This window comes from Micromonospora sp. NPDC005206 (genome assembly GCF_040608175.1).
In the GTDB taxonomy this organism is placed as follows: domain Bacteria; phylum Actinomycetota; class Actinomycetes; order Mycobacteriales; family Micromonosporaceae; genus Micromonospora.
The window spans coordinates 126,301-148,589 of sequence record NZ_JBEXHU010000003.1 but is presented as its reverse complement, the minus strand read 5'-3'; the positions used below and the strand labels follow the sequence as shown (position 1 = coordinate 148,589).

Below are 22,289 nucleotides of genomic sequence, written 5' to 3'. Positions count from 1 at the left end.
CCGCCGGTCAGAACCGGGCGAACGAGCGGATCGGCGCGCGGGGGCCGTACTTCGGTGCCCGGATGCCGGCGGCCTCCAGCAGCAGACAGACCCGGCCCCGGTGGCCCCGGAAAGGCTCCAGCAGCGCCAGCATCCGGGCGTCGTCGCCCCGTGCCTCGCCGGCGAGCGCCCAGGCCACCGTGTTCGGTATGTGGTAGTCGCCGACGCTGACCGCGTCCGGGTCGCCGTAGGCGGTGCGGATCACCTCGGCGGCGGTCCACGGGCCGATACCCGCGACGGCGGTCAGCCGGCGGGTGGCCTCGGTCGCGTCGGCGCAGCGCTCCAACCGGTCGGCGACCGCGGCGACCCGGCGCAGCGTGTCGGCCCGGCGCTGCTCCACCCCGAACGGGTGGAACACCCAGTACGGGGTGGCGGCCACCGCGGCGGCCTCGGGTGGCAGCAGCAGCGGTTGCAGTGGACCGGGCGCCGGCTCGCGGAAGTGCCGCACGGTCGCCGCGTACGCCCGGTACGCCTCCTTGCCGGTGACCTTCTGCTCGAAGACCGCGCGCAGCAGGCGGGGAAAGAGCTGCCCGGTGGCCGGCATCCGCAGGCCGCGGTGCTCCCGGGCCAACCGGGCGACCAGCGGGTGCGCCGCGGCCAGCTCGGCGAAGCCGGTGAGGTTGTCGCGGAGCCCGGCGATCGAGTCGGCCCGGGCCAGCACGTGCCCGGTGCCCGGCCCGTAGCCCTCGGCGACCAGTTCGCCGCCGGCCGGCCGCAGGGCCAGCGTTGCCGGCCCGTCCGGAGTGCGGGTTGCCCACCAGAAGGTGCCGGCGGCGATGCGCGCGCACGGGTCGTACGGGCTGAAGGTGAGCGACCGGACCGACGCGGCGAGCCGGTAGCCGGCCGGCGGGTGCAGCACCCGGGTCGCGGCGGGCTCGGTCTCGGTCACTCCGCCACTCTGCCAGGTGACGGATCGCCGCCGCGGACCGCCATACCGGCTACGTGTCCGCGCGGGGAGAAGCATGACGGCACGTTCAGTCGGCCGTCCCGGTGTCGGCGTACCCGCTGAACGGCCAGGATTAGTCGGGCGGATCGGCGCAAATCATTCTTATGCGACTATCGCTTGTATGCCATGTATCCGTCCTGTGCTTCTTTGATGGCACGCAGGTGAATATGCTGCTCGGGGCCACCTGCGCGGCCCCTCCGTCCCGATACCGGAGCGGGGTTGGCTGGCCAGCGAGGCGGGTGCGGTTGCGGGTCGTACGCTGCTGATCACAGCGTCCCCTTACCGCGTCGACTCGTCGCGCGGCGTAACGGGGGAGCTGTGGAAAGGCATGCGGTGATGGCTGCGTACGTACTGGTCCGGTCCGAATGGGTGGCGGTCGACGCCACGGTCCCGCAGCAGCGCTGACGGTGGCCGCGAACGACGTGGCCACCCCGGCGGGACGGCCCGAAGCATGATCGCCCTGCGCATCTACCGCCTGATGCCCCAGCCCGTACGCCGCGCCCTGCTAGGCATGCTGCCCGCGCACCGGCGGATGGGCCTCGTGCGCACGTTCTCCCGTCGGCGCGGTGCCGACACCGTGCATCCGCTGGGCGCCCACGTGCGGGTCTCCGACGGCGGCATCCGTACCCGCGCCGAGGTGGTCGCGAAGGCCACCCCCTTGCGGCAGTGGCACCGCAACCTCACCGCCGTCACCACCGCCCTGGAGTCGGCTGGCATCGAATACCACTGCATCCGCAACGACGACCACCTGCGCAGCACGGTCGCCGTCCTCGACGACCAGCGGGGGGCGGTGCGACGCCTGATCCGCTCCGCGCCGGCGCTGTCGGGCGCCCAGGTGCGGGTGGTGCAGGTCAAGCCCGGCCGGGACCAGCCGGACGCCGTGCCGACCGAGGTGTTCCAGGTCTGGTTCCCGGTGACCGACTTCCGCGCCGGCGTGGTCCTCGGCGTCCAGTTCGCGTGCGAGATCGAGTTTTGGAGCCGGCACGGGGACGTGGTCCGCGCGCCCCGGCGCAACGGCGTGGTCGACGAGGCGCCCGCCGAGGCGCAACGGGTCCGGGTCGCCGCGGCACTGCTGAGCCATTTCGTCCCCGAGGCCGACGACCACAGCTACGGCACCCGCCGCGACCTGGCTGTCCGGGCGCCGGACCGGGTGGGCTTCCCGATCGACGCCGTCTACACGTGGGTGGACGGGTCCGACCCGGAGTGGTTGCAGCGGAAGATGGCCGCACTCGGCACCCCCGATGGCCCGCTGCACGCGATCGCGGCAAACACGTCGCGCTACCACAACCGGGACGAGCTGCGGTACTCGATGCGCTCGCTGCACAGCTTCGCACCGTGGCTACGCCGGATTTTCCTGATCACCGACAGTCAGTTGCCCAGCTGGCTCGACCCGAGCCACCCGATGGTCACCGTCGTGTCGCACACCGACCTCTTCGCCGACCTCGGCGGTCGGTCGTCGTTCAACTCGCACGCCATCGAGTCCCGGCTGCACCGCATCGACGGTCTGGCCGAACATTTCCTCTACCTCAACGACGACGTCTTCCTCGGTCGGCCGCTGCCGCCGACGCACTTCGTCCACGCCAACGGGATCGCGAAGTTCTTCCTGTCACCGGCGCAGTTCGGGCTGGGCGAGGCGAAGCCGAGCGACCCGCCGGTGAAGGCTGCCGGCAAGAACAACCGCCGACACATCCAGCGGCAGTTCGGCGTCACGATCACGCAGAAGATGAAGCACACGCCATTCGTGCTCCGGCGCAGCATCATGCGGCAGATCGAGGTCACCCTGCAGGCGGACGTGACGGCCACCGCGCAGCACCGCTTCCGCCACCACGGCGACCTCTCGATCCCGTCGTCGTTGCACCAGTACTGGGCGTACCTCACCGCGCAGGCGGTCCCCGGCGACATCGAGTACGAGTACGCCGACCTCGGTCACCCCTCGACGCCCGCCCGCCTCACCGAGTTGCTCGCTCGTCGGCACCGCGACGTCTTCTGCCTCAACGACACCGACTCGGACCCGAACGCGTTCCAGGAGCAGGAGAGCATGCTGGCCGATTTCCTGCCGCGCTACCTGCCCTTCCCGGCCCCGTTCGAGCTGCCCGACGACGTGATCGCCGAACGCCGGAAGATCGGGGCCACCGACCTGTGGCGACAGGCTCGCGGTGCCGACCGGCGCGGCAGGCAGCTGGACGCGCCGACGACACCCGCACTCCGGGTCGGCAGGCATGCGGACGCGGCCGTGGTGCACAAACCCCGGGTCGGTCCCCGGCTGGACGCGCCCACCCTGCCCTCCGGCCGCATCGCTGCCGGCCGACCTGCCGACCACCAGGCGGAGGAGCGCCGTCGGGGACCGGACCTTCCGCCGCGTTAGGGGCGGTGTCGCGGTCCCCGCTCAGCGGGCCCGGTTGCGGATGCTGCCCCGCTCGAACTGACTGGGCACGGGGAAGTAGCTCTCGAGGAAGGTCATGACGATCCGGCCCTGCTCCTCGGCGTCGAGCTGACCGTGGTGGGTGTCGTTGAGGCAGAACGAGTCGTAGCCCCGGGTCGTCATGATCTGGGTCAGCTGCGGGTGCTCCAACGGCTCGCCGGTGTTGACGTAGCTCATCCGGATGCTGCCCGGCACGGACCGCCCGGTCAGGTAGCCGACGTAGTGATGCAGCGAGGACGCGACCGAGACGTCGGAGTGGGACCGCAGCTGGGACGCGGCGGTGAGCTTCACCTCGTCGGCGAACTGCCGATCCAGCTCGTTGCCGACGCTGCGGGTCATCGCGTACGGCGCGTGCAGCAGGCCATGGGTCAGCGTACGACCGAACGCGTTCCGGATCAGCTGGCGGTTGTTCTTGGCCGCGCTGAAGTTGAAGTCGTCCTCCGCGTCGACGTCGAGCATCGGAATCGGCGTCGGCGAGAGGAAGAACCTCGCCCGGCCGGTCGGATCGAAGAACACCGTCGGCCGGATCGGGCGGCCCAGGAAGAAGTCGTCGTTGAAGTAGATGAAGTGCTCGGCGAGGCCGTCGATGTGGTGCAGTTGCGACTCGATGGCGTGTGAGTTGAACGTCGGCAGGATGCCGCGTCCACCGAACAGCTCGCGGTGATCCACGACGCTGACCCGGGGGTGGTCGGTGTCGAGCCAGGTCGGGGTCTGCCCCGCCGTCACCACGTAGATGTTGCGCACCCACGGGGCGTACATGTCGATGGAGCGCAACGAGTATCGCAGCTCATCCCGATCCCGGAAACGGGCCGACCCGTCCGCCGCCGCGAGCGGGTCGCGCCCCAGCTCCGCGAGGACGCGGTCCTTGGCCGCGCGCCACTGCGGGTCGTCCCCGTCCACCCAGGTGTAGACGACATCGACCGGGAAGTCCAGGTCGGAGATCAGCCGGTGGTTGAAAGGCTCGATGGTGGGATGCTGCCGCCCCCGCACCGTCAGGGTGGCCGGTGTCATGGCCGCCACCGGGACGCTCGGGCCGAGCAGTGTGGTGCGGGTGGCGACCAGCGCCGAGCCGTCCTGCGACGGGGTCCAGAACTCGAGGTCACAGCCGAGCGCGGGCCCGTACCGGAGGGTCCGCGACGACGACACCACCGGCCGGAACAGCCGCAGGCCGACGGCCTCGGCGGCCCGGCTCTCGGCGGTCAGGCACGCGGCGAGGGTCACGGCCGTGACCTTGGCGTCGGTGGTGAGGGTCTCGGCGTAGAAGGGCGCGGCGGAGAACTCCTCCGCGAGGGCGGCGAGCACCGCGTCGCGATGCTCCAGGGCGACCACCACCCGGTGTCGGATGCCGTGGTCGCGCGGCACCCAGTAGGGAATGGCCTGTCTCCAGAGGAGATCGGTCACCGCGGTGAAGTTGGCGTGGGCGGCGTCAGCGGGCGTCAGGTCGTCCCGGACGACGCTGAGGCGGCCGCCGGAGCGGACCAATCCCGCGACCGTCTCCTGGATACGCCCCTCGATGGTCGCCACGTCGGGCCCGCTGGTGATCTGGCCGGGGAGGGAGGCTGCGGGAGCGAAGCCGGATCCGCCGGTGCGTCCGACCCACGCGGCGAGCCGGTCGGCGCCGGCCGATTCGTTGTCAGCGCGCGCCGCGATCAGCTCCGCGAAGAGCTCCTCCCAGCGCCGCATGATCGGCTCGATGCGGTAGTCCTCGGCGGCGCGCAGCGCGCCGGCCCCGAAGTCCTGCCGCAGCCGCTCGTCCGCGATGAGTCTCATCATCGCGTCGGCCAGACCGTCGATGTCGCCGGAGCTGACCAGGAAGCCGTTCTCGCCGTGGGTGATGATCTCCGCTGGTCCGGTCACGATGTCGTACGCCACCGCGGGGACGCCGGCCGCGAACGCCTCCAGCAGCACCAGCGGGAGCGCCTCACCGTCGCGCGAGGACAGCAGCGCGATGCTGGTCTTCGACCACTCCTCGACCATCCGGCCGGTCGGCCCGAGCACCTGCACTTTGTCACTCAGACCGAGGTCGGCGGCCAGGCTGCGCATCTCCGCGAGCAGTGGACCGCCGCCGAAGACCCGTAGCGTCCAGTCCGGATACCTGTCGGCGACCGTGCGGAAGGCGCGGATGGCGTGGTCGATGCGCTTCTCCGACACCATCCGACCCGCCACGCTCACCACCGGGTTGCGGAGGCTGGACCGGGGCCGGAACCCGTCGGGAATGCTGTTCGGGATGACCTCGATCCGCGGGCAGGACGTCGCGAAGGTGTCGACGAACCAGTCCCGGGTGCGATCGGTCAGCACCACCAGCGCGTCCAGTCGCGGCGCGAACTGGAACAGCGGCTCGCCGGTCCCGCCCCGCAACTGCGACGGCCGGTGCTCCTGGTGCACCGTGACCACGGAGGGCGGCGCGAGCGTGACGGCCATGGCCATCAGCGCCGGCGAGGAGGAGACGAGTACGTCGGTGTCGAGCGACCGCAGCGCACGGTCGATCTCCAGGTCGGCGAGGCGGCTGCCCTGCTTCTCCCAACGAGCCGGCATCAACCGGCTCCGGCTGCGGTACAGCGCCTCGTACGTCTCGTCGTCGACGCTCGACGGTCGGGTCGGTCGCGGCGTCGGGCCGGTCAGGTCGACGAGGTAGCGCATCCGCACCCGCTCGTCGGCCTGGAAGAAGCCCTCGTCGCTGGTGCGGTAGACGCTGATCACCTCGACCGTGTGCCGCCGCGAGAGGTGATCGGCCTGGGTGAGGATGGCGCGTTCCGTGCCGCCCATGGCATCGGCGGTCAGCAGGAGGAAGGTGATCTTCAACTCGGTGTCCCCGTGAAACGTGTGAAGCGGAGGCAGGCCACCGCCAGATTGCCGGCTGCGGTGTAGTACGGGCGGTAACCAACGAACTGGTCGCCGTCCAGCGGCAGGACGGCCCGGCTGACGCGGAGGACCGTACGTGGGTCGGTGAGGTCGTGCAGGAACCGGCCGAGCCGGACCACCCGGGTCGCGGAGGTGCGCACCCACGCCTCCCAGATGACCTCCTCGCCCGGCCGGTCCGGCGCCAGGTCGGCGAGGGGTACGACGAACTCGAAGCCGTCGTCGACCGGTGCGATGGGCACGACCACGTCGGCGCCACCGCCCCGCGGCGTGAAGACCACCGCCGGAGCGTCCTGCGGCCGTACGCCGACGAACCGGGCCCGGATCCGGGCCTCGGCGTGGCCGGTCGCGAGCTGGACCACCTCGGCCCGGGCGCGCGCGCCGGTGACCGTGAGCTGGGCGAGCCCGTCGCCGCTGCGCCCCGGCCGGTACAGCCACCCGGACACCGGGTGCGGCGGGTTGCCCACGGTCGGTCCGTCCCGCTCCGGGGTCTCGTCGACCGTCAGGGAGAAGCGACGCTCACCTGCCGCGCCGGCGTCCACCGCGAGCCCCACCGACCAGGTGCCCTTGCCCAGCGCGATCTCGTCGGCGGAGTCACCGAGACGGGCCACCACCTCCACGGCGAGCCGACCGTCCTCCCGCCGGACCGTCGCCGGGCAGCGGAGCGTGTCGCCCTCGCGAACGAAGAAGATCTCGGCCCGGTCGGCCGGGTCGGTGTCGGCCGGCAGCACCGCGTGCACGTGCAGCGTGCGCCCGTCGAGCACGGCGAAGAAGTCGCAGTCGGCCGGTGGCAGCCCGGCGACCGGGTCGTGCCGCAGGCGGGTGACCCGCTCGACGAGCCGGTCGGTGACCAGACCGGCGCGGCGACGGGCACCGTGTACCGCCTGCAGCAGTCGGGGCTGTGCCAACCGGTTGGGCGGATTCATCGGACCCACCCGGGTTCGTCGCTCGCCGGGTCGACACCGCCGGGCGTGGGGGCCTGCCAGCTGGGAATCGCGGCGGCCTCCGGAAGGTACGTCGCCGCCCGGGCCGTCGCCGTCATCCTCGCCCGCTCCGCCTCGACCTCGGGCGGAAGCTCGAACGGCGCCCGGAACGGAAGGTACGCCGAAAGGAAGTCGGTCAGCATGGCGACCTGCTCGGAGAGGAGGACCTCGCCCGAGTCGGTGTCGTTGAGGCAGAACACGTCGCAGTGCCGCCGTGCCAGCAGGTTGGCCAGCTTCACCGGGGTAGACGGGTGGGCCAGGTCGGCGTACGTGTACCGGATCGACCCGGGCACCGCCTGGCCGGAGAAGAACGACCAGTAGTGCTGCAACGAGGACGGGATCGAGAGATCCTGCGGGTGCCGGAACTGATGCCCGGCGGTGCCCACCACCTCGGCCGGCAGGTGTCGCTCGATGTCCTCCAGCACGCTCTTGCGCAGCGGGTACGGGACGTGCCGCATCTTCTGCGTGATGGTGCGCCCGAACCGTTCCTCGAGGTGCTGGCGGTTGTTCTTGCCGGCTGCGGTCACCGGCGCGTCGTAGACGGTCGCCGGGCCGACGTCCAACTGGGCCGGCGACGGAAAGAACTTCGCGATGCCGTTGGCGTGGAAGAACGTGGTCGGGAGCAGCGGGCGCCCGAAGAACATGTCGTCGTTGACGTAGATGAAGTGCTCGCTGAGGCCCGGGATGAGGTGCAGCCGGGACTCGATGGCGTGCGAGTTGAAGGTCGGCAGCTGACCGGTGCCACCGAAGATCTCGCGGTGGCGCACGACCCGCACCATCGGGTGCTCGACGTCCAACCACGGCGGGACCTGGTCGTCGGTCACCAGGTAGATCTGCCGGACCCACGGCGCGAACGACACCACGGAGCGCAGCGAGTACCGCAGCTCGTCGCGGCTGGCGTAGCGGGAGGCGTGCGCGCCGACCAGATTGATCTCGGCCTGCCCGTGCTCGCGCAGGGCCGCGTTCTTCCGTGCCTGCCAGTCGCTGTCGTCACCGTCCACCCAGGTGTAGACGACGTCGATCGGGAAGGTGATGTGCTCGTGGCCGAGGCCGGCGAACTCGGCCCGGGTGCGGTAGGTGGCCGGCCCGCCAGCCGGCACGAAGCGGCTGAGCTGGGACGCCGGGACGCGGATCGTCTCGCCCGTCTCCGGCACGGCCGCCGCGACCTGGTTGCCGCGCGGCGCGACGAGGTCCGCCTCGGGCTTCTCCTGCGGCGACACCGTGCGCCAGAACTCGACCTCACAGGCGAAGGCACTGCCGAGAACGGTGTGGCCGAAGGGGTCGGTGACCGCGTGGAAGACCTGTGCGATCGCATCGGGGTGGTTGGCGCCGACCTCGCGGCGACCCGCGTCGATGAAGCGCAGGGTGACCCCGTCGGTCGACGTGGCCCGGCCGAGCACCTTGAGCACCGTCGCCCTGTGTTTGCGCGACACGGCGATCGCGCTGCGCAGGTCGTCGGCGTGACGCACGTGGAAACCGTCGATCCCGGCCTCGTCGAGCGCCCGGGTCACCAGGTCGAGGTTGCGCTGCCGGAGGGCCAGCGGCGTCGCCTCCTCGACGACCCGAGCATCCACCCGGAGGCCGTCGACATCCCGGACCTGACGCACCTCACCGGGCGCGGTCCGGGATCGGCGGACGGTGACCCGGGTCAGCCGACGGACGAGCCAGAGCTGCCGTTGGGGCGGCACGAGCTGGATGAGTCGCTCCCGGTACGCCTTCGGCACCATACGGTGTGGGCGCAGCATCATCCTCGACCGCCGTTCCGACGCGTACGCGCGTCATTCGCGATCCGGCGGCGCGGGCGGGCCGGGCCACTCCGTCCCGACCACGGAAGGGCAACGATCACCCTGCGTCCCACGCCTTGCCCCCGTTTCCTGTCGCCGACCGGTGAGCGGTCGACGTCGTCCCATCGCCTGTGCGGGCATGCCGCACGGGCGGCCGGCTCACCACGCCGGTCGCGCAGCGGAAAGGTACCAGTGCGATCTCCGCCCGAACACCCTCTCCTCACCTCGGGGTAACTGTCCGTTCGGATTACATCGGGCAAATGGTGCCTTTGCGATCCATGACGTTCCGTCGGTGCCGGTCGCGAACCGTCACTGGCCGGACGAGCAGGCCCGACCAGCTTCGGTGACCTGGTAGATCCGCACGTGGCCCTCCCGGTGGACCAGGGTCAGCCGGTCGCTGTCGTCGAGCCGCTCCTGCTCGTAGTTCGCCGGCCAACCCTTGTAGTCGCGGCCGCCCACCACCAGGTACTCGATGGCGAACCGGCGTACCGTGCAGCCCTGGTTCTTCGGCGCCTTCTTGTTGTTGACCAGCCAACTGAAGGCCCGCCACCGGTCGGTGTAGTTCTCCCGGCCCACCTTCTCGAGCGGCGGGATGCCGAACAGGGTGGGCGTGCCGTAGTCGGCGTAGGACCAGCTCATGAACTGCCGGTGCCGGTCGTACGCGACCACCTTGCCCGGCGGGGTGTGCTCGGCCAGCCACTCGAAGGCCCGGGGGTACTCCTGCCCGACCGGCGCCCGCTGCACCATCGCCTTCCGCAGCGGACGCCATGTGTCGGGCACCAGGGCGAGCGACGCCAAACTCAGCACCACGACCGAGGCCGCGACGGCGGCGGGGGCGGCGGATCCGCGCAGCGTCCCGGCGCGGGCGACGAGCCGCACGAGCAGCCACTGGACTCCCAACCCGATGACGATCGCGCCCGCCACGGTGAGCACCCCGTAGACCGGGAAGATCATCGCACGGGGTCGTTCGCTGTCGCCGTACCAGAGGCTGGCCAGGGCCCGCGCGGCCGACGAACCCGACGCGACGGTCCAGATCCCGACGAGCGTGAACAGCACGCCGGCCAGCAGCCACGGGCGGGCCCAGCGCACCTGCGGCAGCACCAGCGACAGGGGAGACGCGAGCAGACAGGCGATGGCGATCCAGAGGCCAACCTGAACGGCCAGCCCGTGGATCTGGACTTTGGAGCTGTCCGGCAACGGGTAGGCCCACAGCACGTAGCGTTGCGCATCGGTGACCCAGTACTCGATCGCCTTGCCCCACTGGCCGAGCAGGTCGGGCGGTTCGGTGATCCGCTCACCGCCGGCGCCCAGGATGACGCCGAGCAGGGGCACGAGCGAGACGAGGCCCGCGACGGCGGCCGCCCCGACGCCCGCCGCGCTGCGGCGCCAGGTCAGCGCCCCCCTCGCCACCAGGAGTACACCGAGCGCGAGAACGCCAACGAAGAGGACGTCGTACGAGTGCGTCATCACGATGCCGGCGCCCCCGAGACCGGCCAGCAGGCCGAGCCGTACCGGGTGTGGGCCGCGCAGAGCGAGTGCGAGCAGCAGGGCGACCCCACCGGCCAGGCAGGGAGCGGTCTGCTCGTTGACCCGGCCGGAGATCAGCGAGGTCCACATCGGGCCCAGGAAGACCGGGGCGGTGGCGGCGGCGGCCGCGATCACCGGTCCCCCGCGGAGGATCCGGACGGCGGCGTAGATGCCGGCGACCAGGGCGAGCGGCCCGATGACGATCGCCCACGCGGTCATCGTCGTGCTCATCAGCCCGCCGGACAGGTGGGTCGCCTGCGCCCAGGCGACGTTCTCCGCCAGCGGATAGAACTCGCACGAGGTGACCGTATCGGTCGAACCCGAACTGCACGCCGAGGTGATGTCGACACTGTTGGTGTCGAGAATGCGTCTCGCCATGTAGCCGTGGTTCATCGCGTCCCAGCCGGGAGTGGCGACGAGTCGCCCCACGATCGCCCAGCCGTACGCCACGCTCACCACCGACGGCACGGCGACCCCGATCAGGTCGGCGCGACGCGGCAGGACGGGCCGAATCCGGAGGCGCGACGCCAGTGAGCGGCGCTGGTCGTCGTTCGTGTGCTCGGCGCCGCGCTCGGCGGTCGGCCGCTGGTTGTCGGCGGTGCGCCGGCACAGCAGCCGGGAGAGCGCGACCGCGGCGCCGGCCACGAGCAGCTCCACGACGAGCGTCGCCAGGGCGCTGTCGGGAAGCCCGAGCGTGGGCAGCCAGGCCATCGTCAGCGCGATCAGGCCCAGAGTCAGGGCGGGGGCGGCCGCCCAGGCAACCCAGCGGTAGCGCCCCGGCGGAAGGGCGAAGCCGAGCAGCGCCCCAGGCACGACGGCCACGAGGAGGGCGATGAGTGTGGTCAAGATTTCTTACCTCCCGGTGGTTACCGCAGAGCGGCAGCGGCCGGAAGGTTACCGGAACAAGGGCCGGTGGGCGGTACCCACTGCCTGCCTGCCTGCCTGCCGGGCGTCGGCGCCGCCGTCGGGACGGGTCATGCCGCTGAGCCCGGAAGCCCCTCGATACGACGGTGGCCGGCCGCGCCCTCCCCGGCTGCGACCGACCACCGCGCTCTCGTGGCGCCCGGGCTCAGTACGAGTAGCCCGAGCTGCCGGCGTCGTTCGACCCGCTGTCCGCTGGCGGGGCGACCGCCTTCGGCGTCGAGGTGGGCAGGCAGCTGAGGTTCTTCTTGCCGTCCGGCTGGACCACGAACCAGGTGCCGCCGACGGCCTGGCCCTTCCACTGGCCGGGCTTCTTGTCACCGATGTAGCGGTACACCGGCCAGCCGCCGACAGTGAGCTGGCGGGTGCCGTCCTGCCGGGTCACGCTGCCGACCTTGTCGTCGGAGACGCCGGTGAGCTGCGCGTTGCCGTCGGTCAGCGCCGGCGGCCACACCTGCGCGCACTTGTCCACGCAGTTCGATGCGGGCGGGTCGGCGGTGTCCTTGTCGAAGCGGTACAGGATCCAGCCGTCCTGATCGGTGACCACCTTGCCCATCCGGGCGACCTTCTTGCCGATCAACTGCTCGGTCAGGTCGACGTCCGCGGGCGGCGGCGCGTCGGCGGGAGCCTCCGCGGACGCCGAGGCCTCGGGTTCAGCCGCCGCGGTGGGCTCGGCCGCGGCGACGGCGACCGGCTCGGCCGCGCTCGAGTTCGCCCCGTCGTAACCCGCAGGAGCGCAGGCCGTTAGTGCGACCATCGCGCTCGCGACGATGACGGTCCGCTTCATCTGTGCCACGTGCCCTCCTCATTCTTGGCAGTTCACCCATAGGTACGGCAGGAGAGCTGTCAAGGTTGAAGGAGTAACAGTGGTCAATTTCACGTGAATTGATTGAACCGATCCGGGTGCCCGTGCGTGTGCCCGAGCGCGGACCGCTCCGATGCAACGACGCATCGGCGCCGGCCATTGTCATAATGGCCGACGCCGATGCGGTACGCGAACCTACATGGGCACCGTGACCAGCGGACTGGCCACCCCGTTACCGTTCACCGACTGCACCTGGATCTGCTTGATGTCGGCGACCGGGGCCGACGTCGAAGCGCTCAACTCGAGGCCCTGCGGGCGAGTGTTGGTGCCGTAGCCGCCAGGCGGCACCGACCAGGTCGAGATGACCTCCGTGGTCGAGTTCTTCCGCTGCACCACCAGTCGGCAGATGAGCGGGCCGGGCAACCGCTGAAGGCTGAAGTTGATCCGGGTGCCGTAGTCCTTGGTGACCAGGAACATCGTCGTCTGCACACCCGTGGTCGGGTCGGTGGCGTCGACCTGGTCACCCTCCTCCTCGTTACCGCCGACCCCCGGGCCGGAAGGCGCCCCGGTCGGCGCACTCGTCGGCGGCTCGTTCCCCGGCGCGCTCAGCGTCGGCTCGGCGAGCACCCCCGGCGGTTCGTCGTCGGTGACGCTCACGAAACCGACCGCGGTCAGGCCACCGAAGACCACCACCGCCGCGGCGGTGGCGAGCAACTGGCGGAACCGGGTGCGTCGTCGATCGGCGCGGACCGCGACCAGCGTCCGGTCCAGCAGCGCCGGGTCGGTCGCGGCCTGCTCCAGCGCCATCATCGTCTCGCCGTCGATGCCGGAGAGGAGCCCGACGACCGGCACCATCGTCTCCAGCTCGGCCGCGCAGGCCCAGCAGGTGGCGAGATGCTCCTCGAACCGCTCGGTGTCCTGCTCGTCGAGGACGCCCAACGCGTACGCGGCGACGTCCATGTGGTCTGGCCGGCTCATTCTGTCACCCCCCGCTCCTGCAGAGCCGTGCGAAGCGCGCGCAGCGCGTAGTAGACCCGCGACTTGGCGGTGCCGAGTGGAAGCCCCAACTCCTCGGCGGCCTCCGGCACCGTCCGCCCCCGGAAGTACGTCGAGATCAGGATCTCGCGGTGCGACTGACTCAGCGTACGCAGGGCGTCCGCCACGGTCATCGTGCGCAGCACCCGGTCGGTGCTGTCCGCCTCGGCGAACGCGGTCAGGTCCCGGTCGTACGTTTCCGGCGGCCGGGCCTGCTCGCTGCGATGCTCGTCGATCGCGATACGGCGGGCCACGGTGACCAGCCAGGGCCGCAACGACCCCTGCCCCTGCGCGCCGAGGCGGTGCGCGTTGCGCCAGGCCCGCAGCAGCGTCTCCTGGACGATGTCCTCCGCGCGCTGCCGGTCCCCCCCGGTGAGCCGCATGACGAACATCAGCAACGGACCGGCGTGCTCCGCGTAGAGCAGCCGGATCAACTGGTCGGAGTGGCTCGCCTCGGTTGACGTCGCCTGATGGCGCCCGGGCGCCGGTCGCGGCGTCACCGGACCATTCTGGCGAGCGGGCGGTCGTCCGTCGACCCCCCGGGCAGACGAGGTCGGCCGCGACGAGGGACGTGCGGACATCCAGTCCACGCGAATCGCGTCGCCATGCCAACCGGCCGCCACCGCATGCATGCAGACCTCCGGGGTGTCTGTTGACCAACGCCGCCCACCAGGCGGGCCGCCCGGTGGTACGCAGCGCCGCCCCGAGCGGATCAACAAACCGCGAAAAAAGTTCTGCGCTGCCGCTCGGCGGACAGATCAGCGGCGGACGGAGAACAGGCCCGGCGGTGGCGGGTCGGAGCCGGTGGCGTCGGCGTCCCGCACCACCGGAGCACCACCGGCGAAGCGGTCCAGCTCGTCGCCGGCCACCACCCGGCCGGGAAACCAGTCGCCGGCCGCCCGCCGCGTCAGCTCGGCCACCGGAGGCGTGGTCCGCCCGGCGACCAGGACGAGGTTGCCGTACCGACGGCCGCGCAGCACGGCCGCGTCCCCGACCAGGCAGGCCCGGGGCAGCACCGAGCGGACCGTGGCGACCTGCCCGCGGGCGTGCCGCAGCGGCGGGCCGTCCGCGAGGTTCGCCAGGTACCAGCCAGCCGGCCGGAGCACCCGGGCCACCTCGGCCGCGTACTCCACCGAGGTGAGGTGAGCCGGGGTGCGAGCGCCGGCGAAGACGTCGGCGACCACCACGTCGTAGCTGGCGTCCCGGGTGGCGGCCAGCACGGCGCGGGCGTCCTCGACCCGGACCCGCAGCCGGGCATCGGCCGGCCAGGGCAGCGCCCGGCGGACCAGCTCCACCAACGCGCCGTCCACCTCGGACACCCGCTGCGTGGAGCCGGGCCGGGTGGCGGAGACGTACCGGGGCAGGGTCAACGCGCCACCACCGAGGTGCAGCACCCGCAGCGGCTCGCCGGTGGGCGCGATCAGGTCGATCGCCGCGGCCAGCCGCCGGACGTACTCGAACTCCAGGTGGGTGGGGTCGTTCAGGTCGACGTGCGACTGCGGGGCGCCGTCCAGCAGCAGCGTCCACGAACCGGGCCGGTCCGGATCCGGGATCAGCTCGGCCTGCCCGGTGTCCACCTGCTCGACCACCCGGTCACCCGCCCGCTTGCGTCCCATCCCGACCAGTATCCGCGGTCAGCGGCCCGCTCGGGCCGCGGCCGTCAGCGCACGGTGCAACAACCGGGAGTCGCCGAGCAGGGCCCGCAGCCGGCGCTCCAGGCCGGCGATCGGGATCAGGTTCTGCGGGGCCCGTGGGTCCTTGTACGGGGTGGAGGCGAACCGGGGCAGGGTGACCAGCGACAGGTCGGCCAGCTCGATCGCCGCCTCGACGGGCAGGTCGGCGGAGCACTCCACCCGGACGATGCCGGCCCACGGCGCGCCGACAGCCACCGGCAGCCGCAGATACCACGACCAGCCGCCCCACGCCGTGCCGAGCCGGAACACGGGCGAACGTTCACCCGGCGCCAGGGTGGTCACCACCGCGGTCAGCCGGGCTTCCAGGTACTGGCTGTGCTGGGTCTTGATGTAACCGAGTGTGCGCGGCAACTGCCGCCGGCTGCGCAACGGGCCGTCCACCACCAGCAGATCGCCGTCGACCCGGGCGGCGTCGGAGACCGCCACCTCCAGCGCGGTCAGCGGGCCCTGCACGGCAGCCGGCAACTTGGCCAGCTCACCGGTGCCGCCCACCCGGTGCACCGGGTAGCGGATCGCCCCCGCCACCACGTCCTGCGCCGACGGGCTCGCGGTGAACAGGCCCCGGCCCACCCGGGCGCCGGCCAGCTGCGCCGCACCCCGGCCCAGGTCGCAGCGGACCACCCCCGCCGCGTACGAGGCGGCCAACCCGGGGAACGACCCCCCGTCGGCCTCGGCCGTCCAGATGCTCGCGTCGATCCGGCGTACCCCGTCAACCAGCAGCACCACGTCCGGCGCCCGCACTCCCGGCCGTACCCCGATCGCCCGCCAGTCCACGGCCGGCAGCTCCACGTCCGCGTCGACCTGCGCGCTGCTCGGCGTGGCCGGCCCGGCGGCGGACGCCTCGAACGACGCACCGTACGCCGGGTCCCACGAGTCGACGAAGAACGCGGCGTCGGTCACGGAGTCGCGCCTTCGTTCGCGACTGCGGGGCTCCGCTGCGCTGCACTCCTCGCGCTCACCGGCCGGTCCGTTCCACGCGCGCCGAGCGGGCATCCTTGCGCACCTCGAACCGGACCGGGATCCGTTCGGCCAGCGCCGGCACGTGGGTGACCACGCCGACCATCCGGTCGCCCCGGGCGGCCAGGTTTTCCAGGGTGGCCGCCACCGTGTCCAGGGTGGCCGCGTCCAGCGTGCCGAAGCCCTCGTCCAGGACGATCGACTCCAGGGTCGCCGCCGTGGTCGACATCCCGGCCAGCTGCTCGGAGAGCGCGAGCGCCAACGCCAGCGACGCCTGGAACGTCTCGCCGCCGGAGAGCGTGCGCACGCCCCGGCGCAGCCCGGCATCGTGGTGGTCGACCACGAAGAACTCACCCTTGTCGTGCACCAGCTCGTACTGCCCGCCGGAGAGCTCCCGCAGGATGCCCGACGCACCGTCGACCAGCAGGTCCAACGCCTCGGCCAGCAGCCACCGTTCGAAGTTGTTGGCCCGCAGATGCCCGGCCAGCGCGCGGGCCACCTGAGCCTCCCGCTCGTGACCGGCGCGCTGCTCGCGCAGAGTCCCGGCCTGCTCGCGGCGTTCCCGAAGCCGACGCCGGTCGGCCTCGGCCCGCTCCACCGCCACGGTCGCGGCGTGCACCGGATCGTCCGCGACCGGCACGTCCGCGGCGGCGAAGATGCCGGCGATGCTCCGCTGCACCGCGTCGGCCGCCCCCTCGGCCTCGGCGACCACGGCGGCCCGACCGGCCCGGTCGGCGCGGCGCCGGTCCGCCTCGGTGGCCGCCCAACCGGTCAGCGCCGCCCACGCGGCGGAGACGTCGTCCCGGTCGGTCGCGGGAGGGCCGAACCGGGCCAGCCCGTCCCGGATGGTGTCGAAGCCCCGCCAGGCCGCCCGCAGCCGCTCCTCGGCGGCGTCCACCCCGGCGCGGGCCGTTCGGGCCGCGTCCCGGCCGGCCCGAACGGCGGTCGCCGCCTCCTCCAGCGCGCGCCGCAGCCGGGCGTGCTCGGCCAACTCCCGGCGCAACACGGCCGGCTCGGCCGCCCCGGAGAGCTGCCCGGCCAGCTCGGCCAACCGGGCGTCCAGCTGCTCCTGCCGGGCCCGGGCCTGCACCAGCAGCCGTTCCAGGTCACGCGCCGCCGCGTCCCGCTGCTGCACGACCGCCTGGGCGGCCTTCGTTGCGGCCCGCGCCGCCTTGCCGGCCGCCGTGGCGGCGGCCACCGCCGAGTCGGCCGGCACCGCCGGCACCTCGGCCACCGGCTGCTCGCAGACCGGGCAGGCGGCGCCGGGATGCAGGTGCACCCGCAGGCCGACCGCCAGGTCGGTGGCCTTCGCCTCCTCGTGCGCCCGGAAGGCCGCCTCCAGCTCGGCCTCGGCCCGCTCGGCGTCGGCGCGGGCGGCTGCCAGCGACGCTACCGCCGCGGCGTGTTCGCCGTTCGCCGCGGTCACCGTCGCGCGGACCGTCTCGGCCTCGCCGGTCAGCCGGTCGCGGTCGTCGTACGCCCGCAGCAGCATCCGCAGCGCGCTTTCGTCCCCGGCGCCGGCGAGCTCGCCGCGAAGCTTCTCCTCCCGCTCCTCGGCCAGCGAGACGCCGGTGGCCGCCGCCTCGGCGTCGGCCCGTGCCATGGTCACGGCGAGGGCCACCTCGGCCACGCCGCCCGGCGCGCGCACCCCGGTCAGCACGGTGAGCTCGTCGTCGAGGGCGCTCAGCGCCGCCGCCGCCTCGCGCGCCGCGGCCCGGGCCGCCGCCAGCTCCGGCACAGCAGCGGTCACCGCGGCGGCCAGCTCGGTCATCCGGTCGACCCGGGCGTCGGCCTCGGCCAGCGCCTCGTCGTCCACGCCGGTGAGCCCGGCGAGCACCTGGTCGACCGCGTCCAGTCGGGCCTCCGCCTGCGCCGCGCGCGCGGTCGCCCGCTTCTGCACGTCCTCGTAGACGCCGAGGCCGAGCAGGTTGACCAGGATCTGCTGCCGGGTCGCCGGCTTGGCGTGCAGGAAGTCGGCGAACTGGCCCTGCGGCAGCACCACACAGCTGGTGAACTGCTCGTACGGCAGCCCGACCGCCTCCAGCACCGCCTGCTCCATCTCGGCGGGGGTGCCGGCCACCACCTCGCCGAGGTCCTCCGGGCTCAGGCCGGTGTCCAGCTTGGTCACGTCGAAGCCGGCCGGCATCAGCTGCAACCCGGCGTTCGCGGTCTTGACGTTGCCCCGGCCGTCCCGGCGCACCACCCGGGTGGCCACGTACCGGGCGCCGCCGGACTCGAAGACCAGCCGAACCCGGGCCTCCGTCGCCGACGGCGCGAGCGCGTTCGCCAGCCCCCGGGTGCCGCCCCAGCGGGGCACCGTGCCGTAGAGGGCGAAACAGATGGCGTCCAGCACGGTGGACTTGCCCGAGCCGGTCGGGCCGATCAGGGCGAAGAAGTCGGCGTCGGTGAAGTCGACGGTCGTCTCGTCCCGGAAGACCGTGAAACCGGCCATGTCCAGCCGCATCGGACGCATCAGTGCTCGACCTCCTCGAAGAGTTCGTCGAAGAGCTCCCGGACGCCCTCGTCGGCGTGCCCCCGGCTGTCCAGATAGTCGGCGAACAGCTCCCGGGGCGAGCGCCCGGAGCGTTGCGCGATGCGGGCGCCGCTGCCCGGCGCGGCGAGCAGCTCCGGGTCGATCCGGATCTCCAGGGCACGGGGAAGCAGCTCCTGGACCTCTTCGCGGAGGCCGGCGCGGGGCTGCTCCCGCACGTACACCCGTAGCCAGGCGTCCGGCGCCTCGATCTCGGCGAGCTGGGCCAGGGTGCCCCGCACGGTGCGCAGCGCGCTCGCCGCGGTCACCGGCACCTCGCGGACCCGGGCCGCGGTGCTCGCCGTCACCTCGACCACGGTCACGGAGGGGACGTTCTCCTGCTCGCCGAAGTCGACCGCGAGCGGACTGCCGCTGTAGCGCACCGGGCAGGGGCCGATGACCCGCTGCGCCCGGTGCAGGTGGCCCAGCGCCACGTAGTGCGCGGTGGCCGGGAAGACGGTGGCCGGCACGGCGTAGCCGAGCACGGTGTGCGCGTCCCGCTCGCCGCCGCCGGTGGTCGCGCCGGTCACCGTCAGGTGCGCGGTGACCAGGTGCACCCGGTCCGGCTCGGTGAAGCCCTCCGTGAGTCGACCCAGCACCCGTCCCAGGTGGTCGGCGTACGTCTGGTTGGCCTCGGCGGCGGTCAGCTCGTACATCTCCAGCGCGCGCACCGCGTACCGCTGGGACAGGAACGGCAGCGCGGCCAACTGCCACCGCTCGCCGCCGGCGGTGGTGCCGTCGATCACGTGCTCGTCCGGGTTTTCCCGTACCCCGCCGCGCAGCGTGATCCCGGCAGCCTCCGCCCACGGCCGCAGCGCGTCCAGCGCCGGGCCGTTGTCGTGGTTGCCGCCGATCGCGACCACGTCCGCGCCGGTGCGGCGCAGCGCGGTCAGCGCCCGGGTGACCAGCCGGGTGGCCTCGGAGGTGGGCGCGGCCGTGTCGTAGAGGTCACCGGCGACGATGACCAGATCCGGCTGCTCGGCTATCGCGATGTCGATCACCCCGGCCAGCACGGCCTTGTGTTCCTCGGCCCGGGACTGCCCCTTGAGCACCTTGCCGACGTGCCAGTCCGAGGTGTGCAGGATCTTCATGGCTGCGCTGGCCCCCCTAGAACGGGATGTCGTCGTCGGTGCCGCCGCCGGAGCCCACGACGGCGAACGGGTCGGCGGACTGGGTGATCGAGCGCAGCGTCTCCGATGGCGCGCGGCCCGCCTCGGAGACCCGGGTGGCCCAGGCCGGGAACGGGAACTCCAGACAGAGCGGCACGGGGATGTCGGGCTGGTTGACGAACATGGTGCCCGGCTTGGCCAGCAGCGCCCGTTGCCGCTGCGCCGGCGGCAGGAAACCGTACTCCGGGCGGGAGGCCTCGGCCGGGTCGAGCCGGCCGACCACCCGGATCGCCGAGTTGGTGACGATCCGCCGCTCCACCTCGCTCGCCGTCTGCTGGGCGCCGATCAGGATCACGCCGAGCGAGCGGCCCCGCTCGGCGATGTCCAGCAGCACCTCCTTGATCGGCGAGGAGCCCTCGCGGGGGGCGTACTTGTTGAGCTCGTCGAGGACGACGAAGAGCAGCGGCTTGGCGGTTCCGGACTTCTCCTTGCGCTCGAACTCGCTCTTGAGCGTCACACCGACCACGAACCGCTGGGCGCGGTCCGGAAGGTTGTGCAGGTCGACCACGGTGACCTGCGCCGACTCGCTCGTGTTGATCGAGTGCGGGCGGCGGGTGGCGAGGTCGCCGCGGATCAGCCGGGCGAGGTCCTTCTTGCTGCCGATCAACCGCCTCGCGAACGCGTTGACGGTGCCCAGACCGACCGCGCTGCCAGCCCAGTCGGAGCGGGTCTCGTCGTCGTTGAGCTGGTCGACGATGTGGTCGACCAAGTCGCCGTAGGAGCCGAGCCGGACCCCGTCGATGCTCACCCCGCCGTCGGCGGGCTGGGCGTAGCGGGCCAGGTGCGCGGTGACCGAGTGGACCACCATCGTGTACTGCTGGCGCTCGTCGTCGGCGTCGGCGAAGACGTACGGCAGCAGCCGGTCGGCGCAGAACTCGCTCAGCGTCCAGTAGAAGGCGTCGACGCCGGTGAGCCGGCTGCTCACGTCCGGAGTGCCGGCCGAGTCGCCGACCCGGGGCGGGGCGTACACCCGGACGTCGGGGAACGCGCCGGCGGTCAGCCCGAGCTTCGCGTACGCCGCGCGGGTGGGCTCGTCGAGCCGGGTGTTGGGATGGTCGAGGAAGAGCAGGTCCTCGCCCTTGACGTTGAAGATCAGCGCCTTGGCGTTGACCGCGTCGCCGCCCAGCACCCCGGAACGGAAGACCGAGTAGAGCAGGAAGGTGGCGAAGCTGGTCTTGGTGGCCACGCCGGAGATGCCGGAGATGGAGACGTGCGCGCCCCGGCTGCCGTCGAGGAAGTCGGCGTTGAGGTAGACCGGCACCCCGTCGCGACCCATCCCCATCGGGATGCGCCGCTCCATCCGGTCGAAGTGCAGCGCCCGGGCGCGGGCGTCGCCCTCGGCCCGGTGCACCACCGCCCCCGGGGTCGGCGGCACGTAGAACTCCGGGTCGACCCGGGTGGTGGTCACCTCGGCCGCCTCCTGCACCTGCGCGGGCAGCGTGCCGTCGGCGATGGCGAAGACGTCGGAGTCGAACTGGGCGCCCTCGTGCCGGGCCCGGACCTGGGTGACCACCCCGGCGATCGTCACCGGCTCGCGGTCGGGCAGCTCACGCCGCGTCACCACCACGTCGTCGAGCTGGAGGTAGCTGCCGGGGGCCACGGCCGTCCAGAACTGCAACGGGGTGGCGTCGGCGGTGCCCAGCACCCGGCCGACCGGCTCGCCCGGGGTGTCGAGGCCGGCGTCGGTCATCGGGCGACTCGGGTCGGTCGGGCATCACGGTCGGCGCGCATGAGGTGCATCCTGCCCGAGGAGTACGACAGGTTGCCACGCGACGCGGCGGACGACACCATCGCCAGTCAGGCACGCGACGCTGGGTGCCGGGTCAGCGACGGGCCGTTGCCGACCCGGGGTTCACTCGCGGGCGTGGCGGAGCATGAGGACGCCGTCGTCGGCGGCGAGCACGTGCCGCAGCGGCAGCTGCCGGGGTGGCGCGGCGTCGCCGGCGATGATCCGGCCCGGGCCCGGCCCGGCGAGCAACGGCGCGACGGTGAGACACAGCTCGTCCACCAGGTCGGCGGCGGTGAGCGCGCCGAACAGCTGCGGGCCGCCCTCACAGAGCAGCTCGGTCAGCCCACGCTTGTGCAGCTCGTCGAGGCCGGCGGCCAGGTCGACCCGGTCGGTGCCGCAGCGCAGCACGTCGGCGACGTCGGTCAGCCCGGGCTGCGGTTCGGCGCCGGCGTGGGTGAGCACCACCGGGCGGACCGGGGCGTCGGCGAACGCGGCCTGCGCCGGGTCGAGGTCGAGCGAACCGGAGACGACGACCAGCGTCGGGTACTCGGCCAGCCCGTGCTCGCGGCGCCAGGCGCGGCGGCGCTCGTCGAGCCGGACCGCCCGGTAGCCCTCGTGGCGCAGTGTGCCGGCGGCCACCACCAGCGCGTCGCAGAGCATCCGCAGCAGGCCGAACACCCGCTTGTCCGGCTCGCCGGAGAGCCCGGCGGAGTAGCCGTCCACGGTGACCGCGCCGTCCAGGCTGGCCACGAAGTTGACTCGCAGGCGGGGCTGGTCGGCGCGGCCGTAGAGCGCGGTGAGCGCGGCGTCGTCCAGCGGCTGCGCCGCCGGCTCGGGCCAGAGCCGCCGGATCGGGATTCCGACGGTCATTCGCTGGCCGGACCGGTGA

15 protein-coding genes are annotated in these 22,289 nt (G+C 72.7%); 1 reads left to right on the top strand and 14 read right to left on the bottom strand.

Annotated elements, in window-relative coordinates:
- Positions 1-7 precede the first annotated feature (7 nt).
- On the bottom strand, positions 8-928 hold the full coding sequence (locus tag ABZU69_RS04825; RefSeq protein WP_354963074.1) for a DNA-3-methyladenine glycosylase 2 family protein: 921 nt from the start codon (positions 926-928) through the stop codon (positions 8-10).
- A gap of 508 nt (positions 929-1,436) precedes the next feature.
- Here ABZU69_RS04825 and ABZU69_RS04820 point away from each other — a divergent pair.
- Positions 1,437-3,350, top strand: a complete 1,914-nt coding sequence (locus ABZU69_RS04820; protein WP_354963073.1) for a stealth family protein — start codon at positions 1,437-1,439, stop codon at positions 3,348-3,350.
- A 21-nt stretch (positions 3,351-3,371) separates the two neighbouring features.
- Here the strand turns inward: ABZU69_RS04820 and ABZU69_RS04815 are convergent, their stop codons facing one another.
- From ABZU69_RS04815 to ABZU69_RS04755, 13 genes are all read right to left on the bottom strand, one after another.
- A complete protein-coding gene (locus ABZU69_RS04815; RefSeq protein ID WP_354963072.1) occupies positions 3,372-6,209 on the bottom strand; it encodes a stealth conserved region 3 domain-containing protein in 2,838 nt (945 codons plus the stop codon).
- Complete coding sequence (locus ABZU69_RS04810) at positions 6,206-7,192, bottom strand: hypothetical protein (protein ID WP_354963071.1); 987 nt, start codon at positions 7,190-7,192, stop codon at positions 6,206-6,208. Before ABZU69_RS04810 ends, ABZU69_RS04815 begins: the two co-directional genes overlap by 4 nt.
- Positions 7,189-8,994, bottom strand: coding sequence for a stealth family protein (locus ABZU69_RS04805; protein WP_354963070.1), 1,806 nt, complete (start codon positions 8,992-8,994; stop codon positions 7,189-7,191). Before ABZU69_RS04805 ends, ABZU69_RS04810 begins: the two co-directional genes overlap by 4 nt.
- A 348-nt stretch (positions 8,995-9,342) precedes the next feature.
- Positions 9,343-11,406 (bottom strand): DUF6541 family protein, encoded by a 2,064-nt coding sequence (locus ABZU69_RS04800; RefSeq protein ID WP_354963069.1) that lies wholly within the window; start codon positions 11,404-11,406, stop codon positions 9,343-9,345.
- 223 nt (positions 11,407-11,629) lie between these two features.
- Positions 11,630-12,277 carry a hypothetical protein gene (locus ABZU69_RS04795; protein ID WP_354963068.1) on the bottom strand — a complete coding sequence of 216 codons (648 nt, stop codon included), beginning with the start codon at positions 12,275-12,277 and terminating at the stop codon, positions 11,630-11,632.
- Between the two features lie 204 nt (positions 12,278-12,481).
- Positions 12,482-13,264 carry a zf-HC2 domain-containing protein gene (locus ABZU69_RS04790; protein WP_354963067.1) on the bottom strand — a complete coding sequence of 261 codons (783 nt, stop codon included), beginning with the start codon at positions 13,262-13,264 and terminating at the stop codon, positions 12,482-12,484.
- Positions 13,261-13,953 (bottom strand): sigma-70 family RNA polymerase sigma factor, encoded by a 693-nt coding sequence (locus tag ABZU69_RS04785; RefSeq protein ID WP_354963066.1) that lies wholly within the window; start codon positions 13,951-13,953, stop codon positions 13,261-13,263. Before ABZU69_RS04785 ends, ABZU69_RS04790 begins: the two co-directional genes overlap by 4 nt.
- 126 nt (positions 13,954-14,079) lie before the next feature.
- Positions 14,080-14,937 carry a fused MFS/spermidine synthase gene (locus tag ABZU69_RS04780; RefSeq protein ID WP_354963065.1) on the bottom strand — a complete coding sequence of 286 codons (858 nt, stop codon included), beginning with the start codon at positions 14,935-14,937 and terminating at the stop codon, positions 14,080-14,082.
- Between the two features lie 18 nt (positions 14,938-14,955).
- Positions 14,956-15,915 carry a hypothetical protein gene (locus ABZU69_RS04775; RefSeq protein WP_354963064.1) on the bottom strand — a complete coding sequence of 320 codons (960 nt, stop codon included), beginning with the start codon at positions 15,913-15,915 and terminating at the stop codon, positions 14,956-14,958.
- 55 nt (positions 15,916-15,970) lie between these two features.
- A complete protein-coding gene (locus ABZU69_RS04770; RefSeq protein WP_354963063.1) occupies positions 15,971-18,445 on the bottom strand; it encodes an SMC family ATPase in 2,475 nt (824 codons plus the stop codon).
- Complete coding sequence (locus ABZU69_RS04765; protein WP_354963062.1) at positions 18,445-19,593, bottom strand: exonuclease SbcCD subunit D; 1,149 nt, start codon at positions 19,591-19,593, stop codon at positions 18,445-18,447. Before ABZU69_RS04765 ends, ABZU69_RS04770 begins: the two co-directional genes overlap by 1 nt.
- A gap of 16 nt (positions 19,594-19,609) precedes the next feature.
- On the bottom strand, positions 19,610-21,361 hold the full coding sequence (locus tag ABZU69_RS04760) for an ATP-binding protein (protein WP_089017047.1): 1,752 nt from the start codon (positions 21,359-21,361) through the stop codon (positions 19,610-19,612).
- Positions 21,362-21,523: 162 nt separating this feature from the next.
- Entirely contained in the window at positions 21,524-22,270 is a 747-nt protein-coding gene (locus ABZU69_RS04755) for a pyrimidine reductase family protein (protein WP_354963061.1), read from the bottom strand.
- Between the last annotated feature and the right edge of the window lie 19 nt (positions 22,271-22,289).

Coding starts and splice junctions, on each gene's coding strand:
- ABZU69_RS04755 (WP_354963061.1), bottom strand. CDS start 22,270: ATGACCGTCGGAATCCCGATCCGGCGGCTCTGGCCCGAGCCGGCGGCG.
- ABZU69_RS04810 (WP_354963071.1), bottom strand. CDS start 7,192: ATGAATCCGCCCAACCGGTTGGCACAGCCCCGACTGCTGCAGGCGGTA.
- ABZU69_RS04820 (WP_354963073.1), top strand. CDS start 1,437: ATGATCGCCCTGCGCATCTACCGCCTGATGCCCCAGCCCGTACGCCGC.
- ABZU69_RS04770 (WP_354963063.1), bottom strand. CDS start 18,445: ATGCGTCCGATGCGGCTGGACATGGCCGGTTTCACGGTCTTCCGGGAC.
- ABZU69_RS04805 (WP_354963070.1), bottom strand. CDS start 8,994: ATGCTGCGCCCACACCGTATGGTGCCGAAGGCGTACCGGGAGCGACTC.
- ABZU69_RS04760 (WP_089017047.1), bottom strand. CDS start 21,361: ATGACCGACGCCGGCCTCGACACCCCGGGCGAGCCGGTCGGCCGGGTG.
- ABZU69_RS04790 (WP_354963067.1), bottom strand. CDS start 13,264: ATGAGCCGGCCAGACCACATGGACGTCGCCGCGTACGCGTTGGGCGTC.
- ABZU69_RS04780 (WP_354963065.1), bottom strand. CDS start 14,937: ATGGGACGCAAGCGGGCGGGTGACCGGGTGGTCGAGCAGGTGGACACC.
- ABZU69_RS04765 (WP_354963062.1), bottom strand. CDS start 19,593: ATGAAGATCCTGCACACCTCGGACTGGCACGTCGGCAAGGTGCTCAAG.
- ABZU69_RS04785 (WP_354963066.1), bottom strand. CDS start 13,953: ATGCATGCGGTGGCGGCCGGTTGGCATGGCGACGCGATTCGCGTGGAC.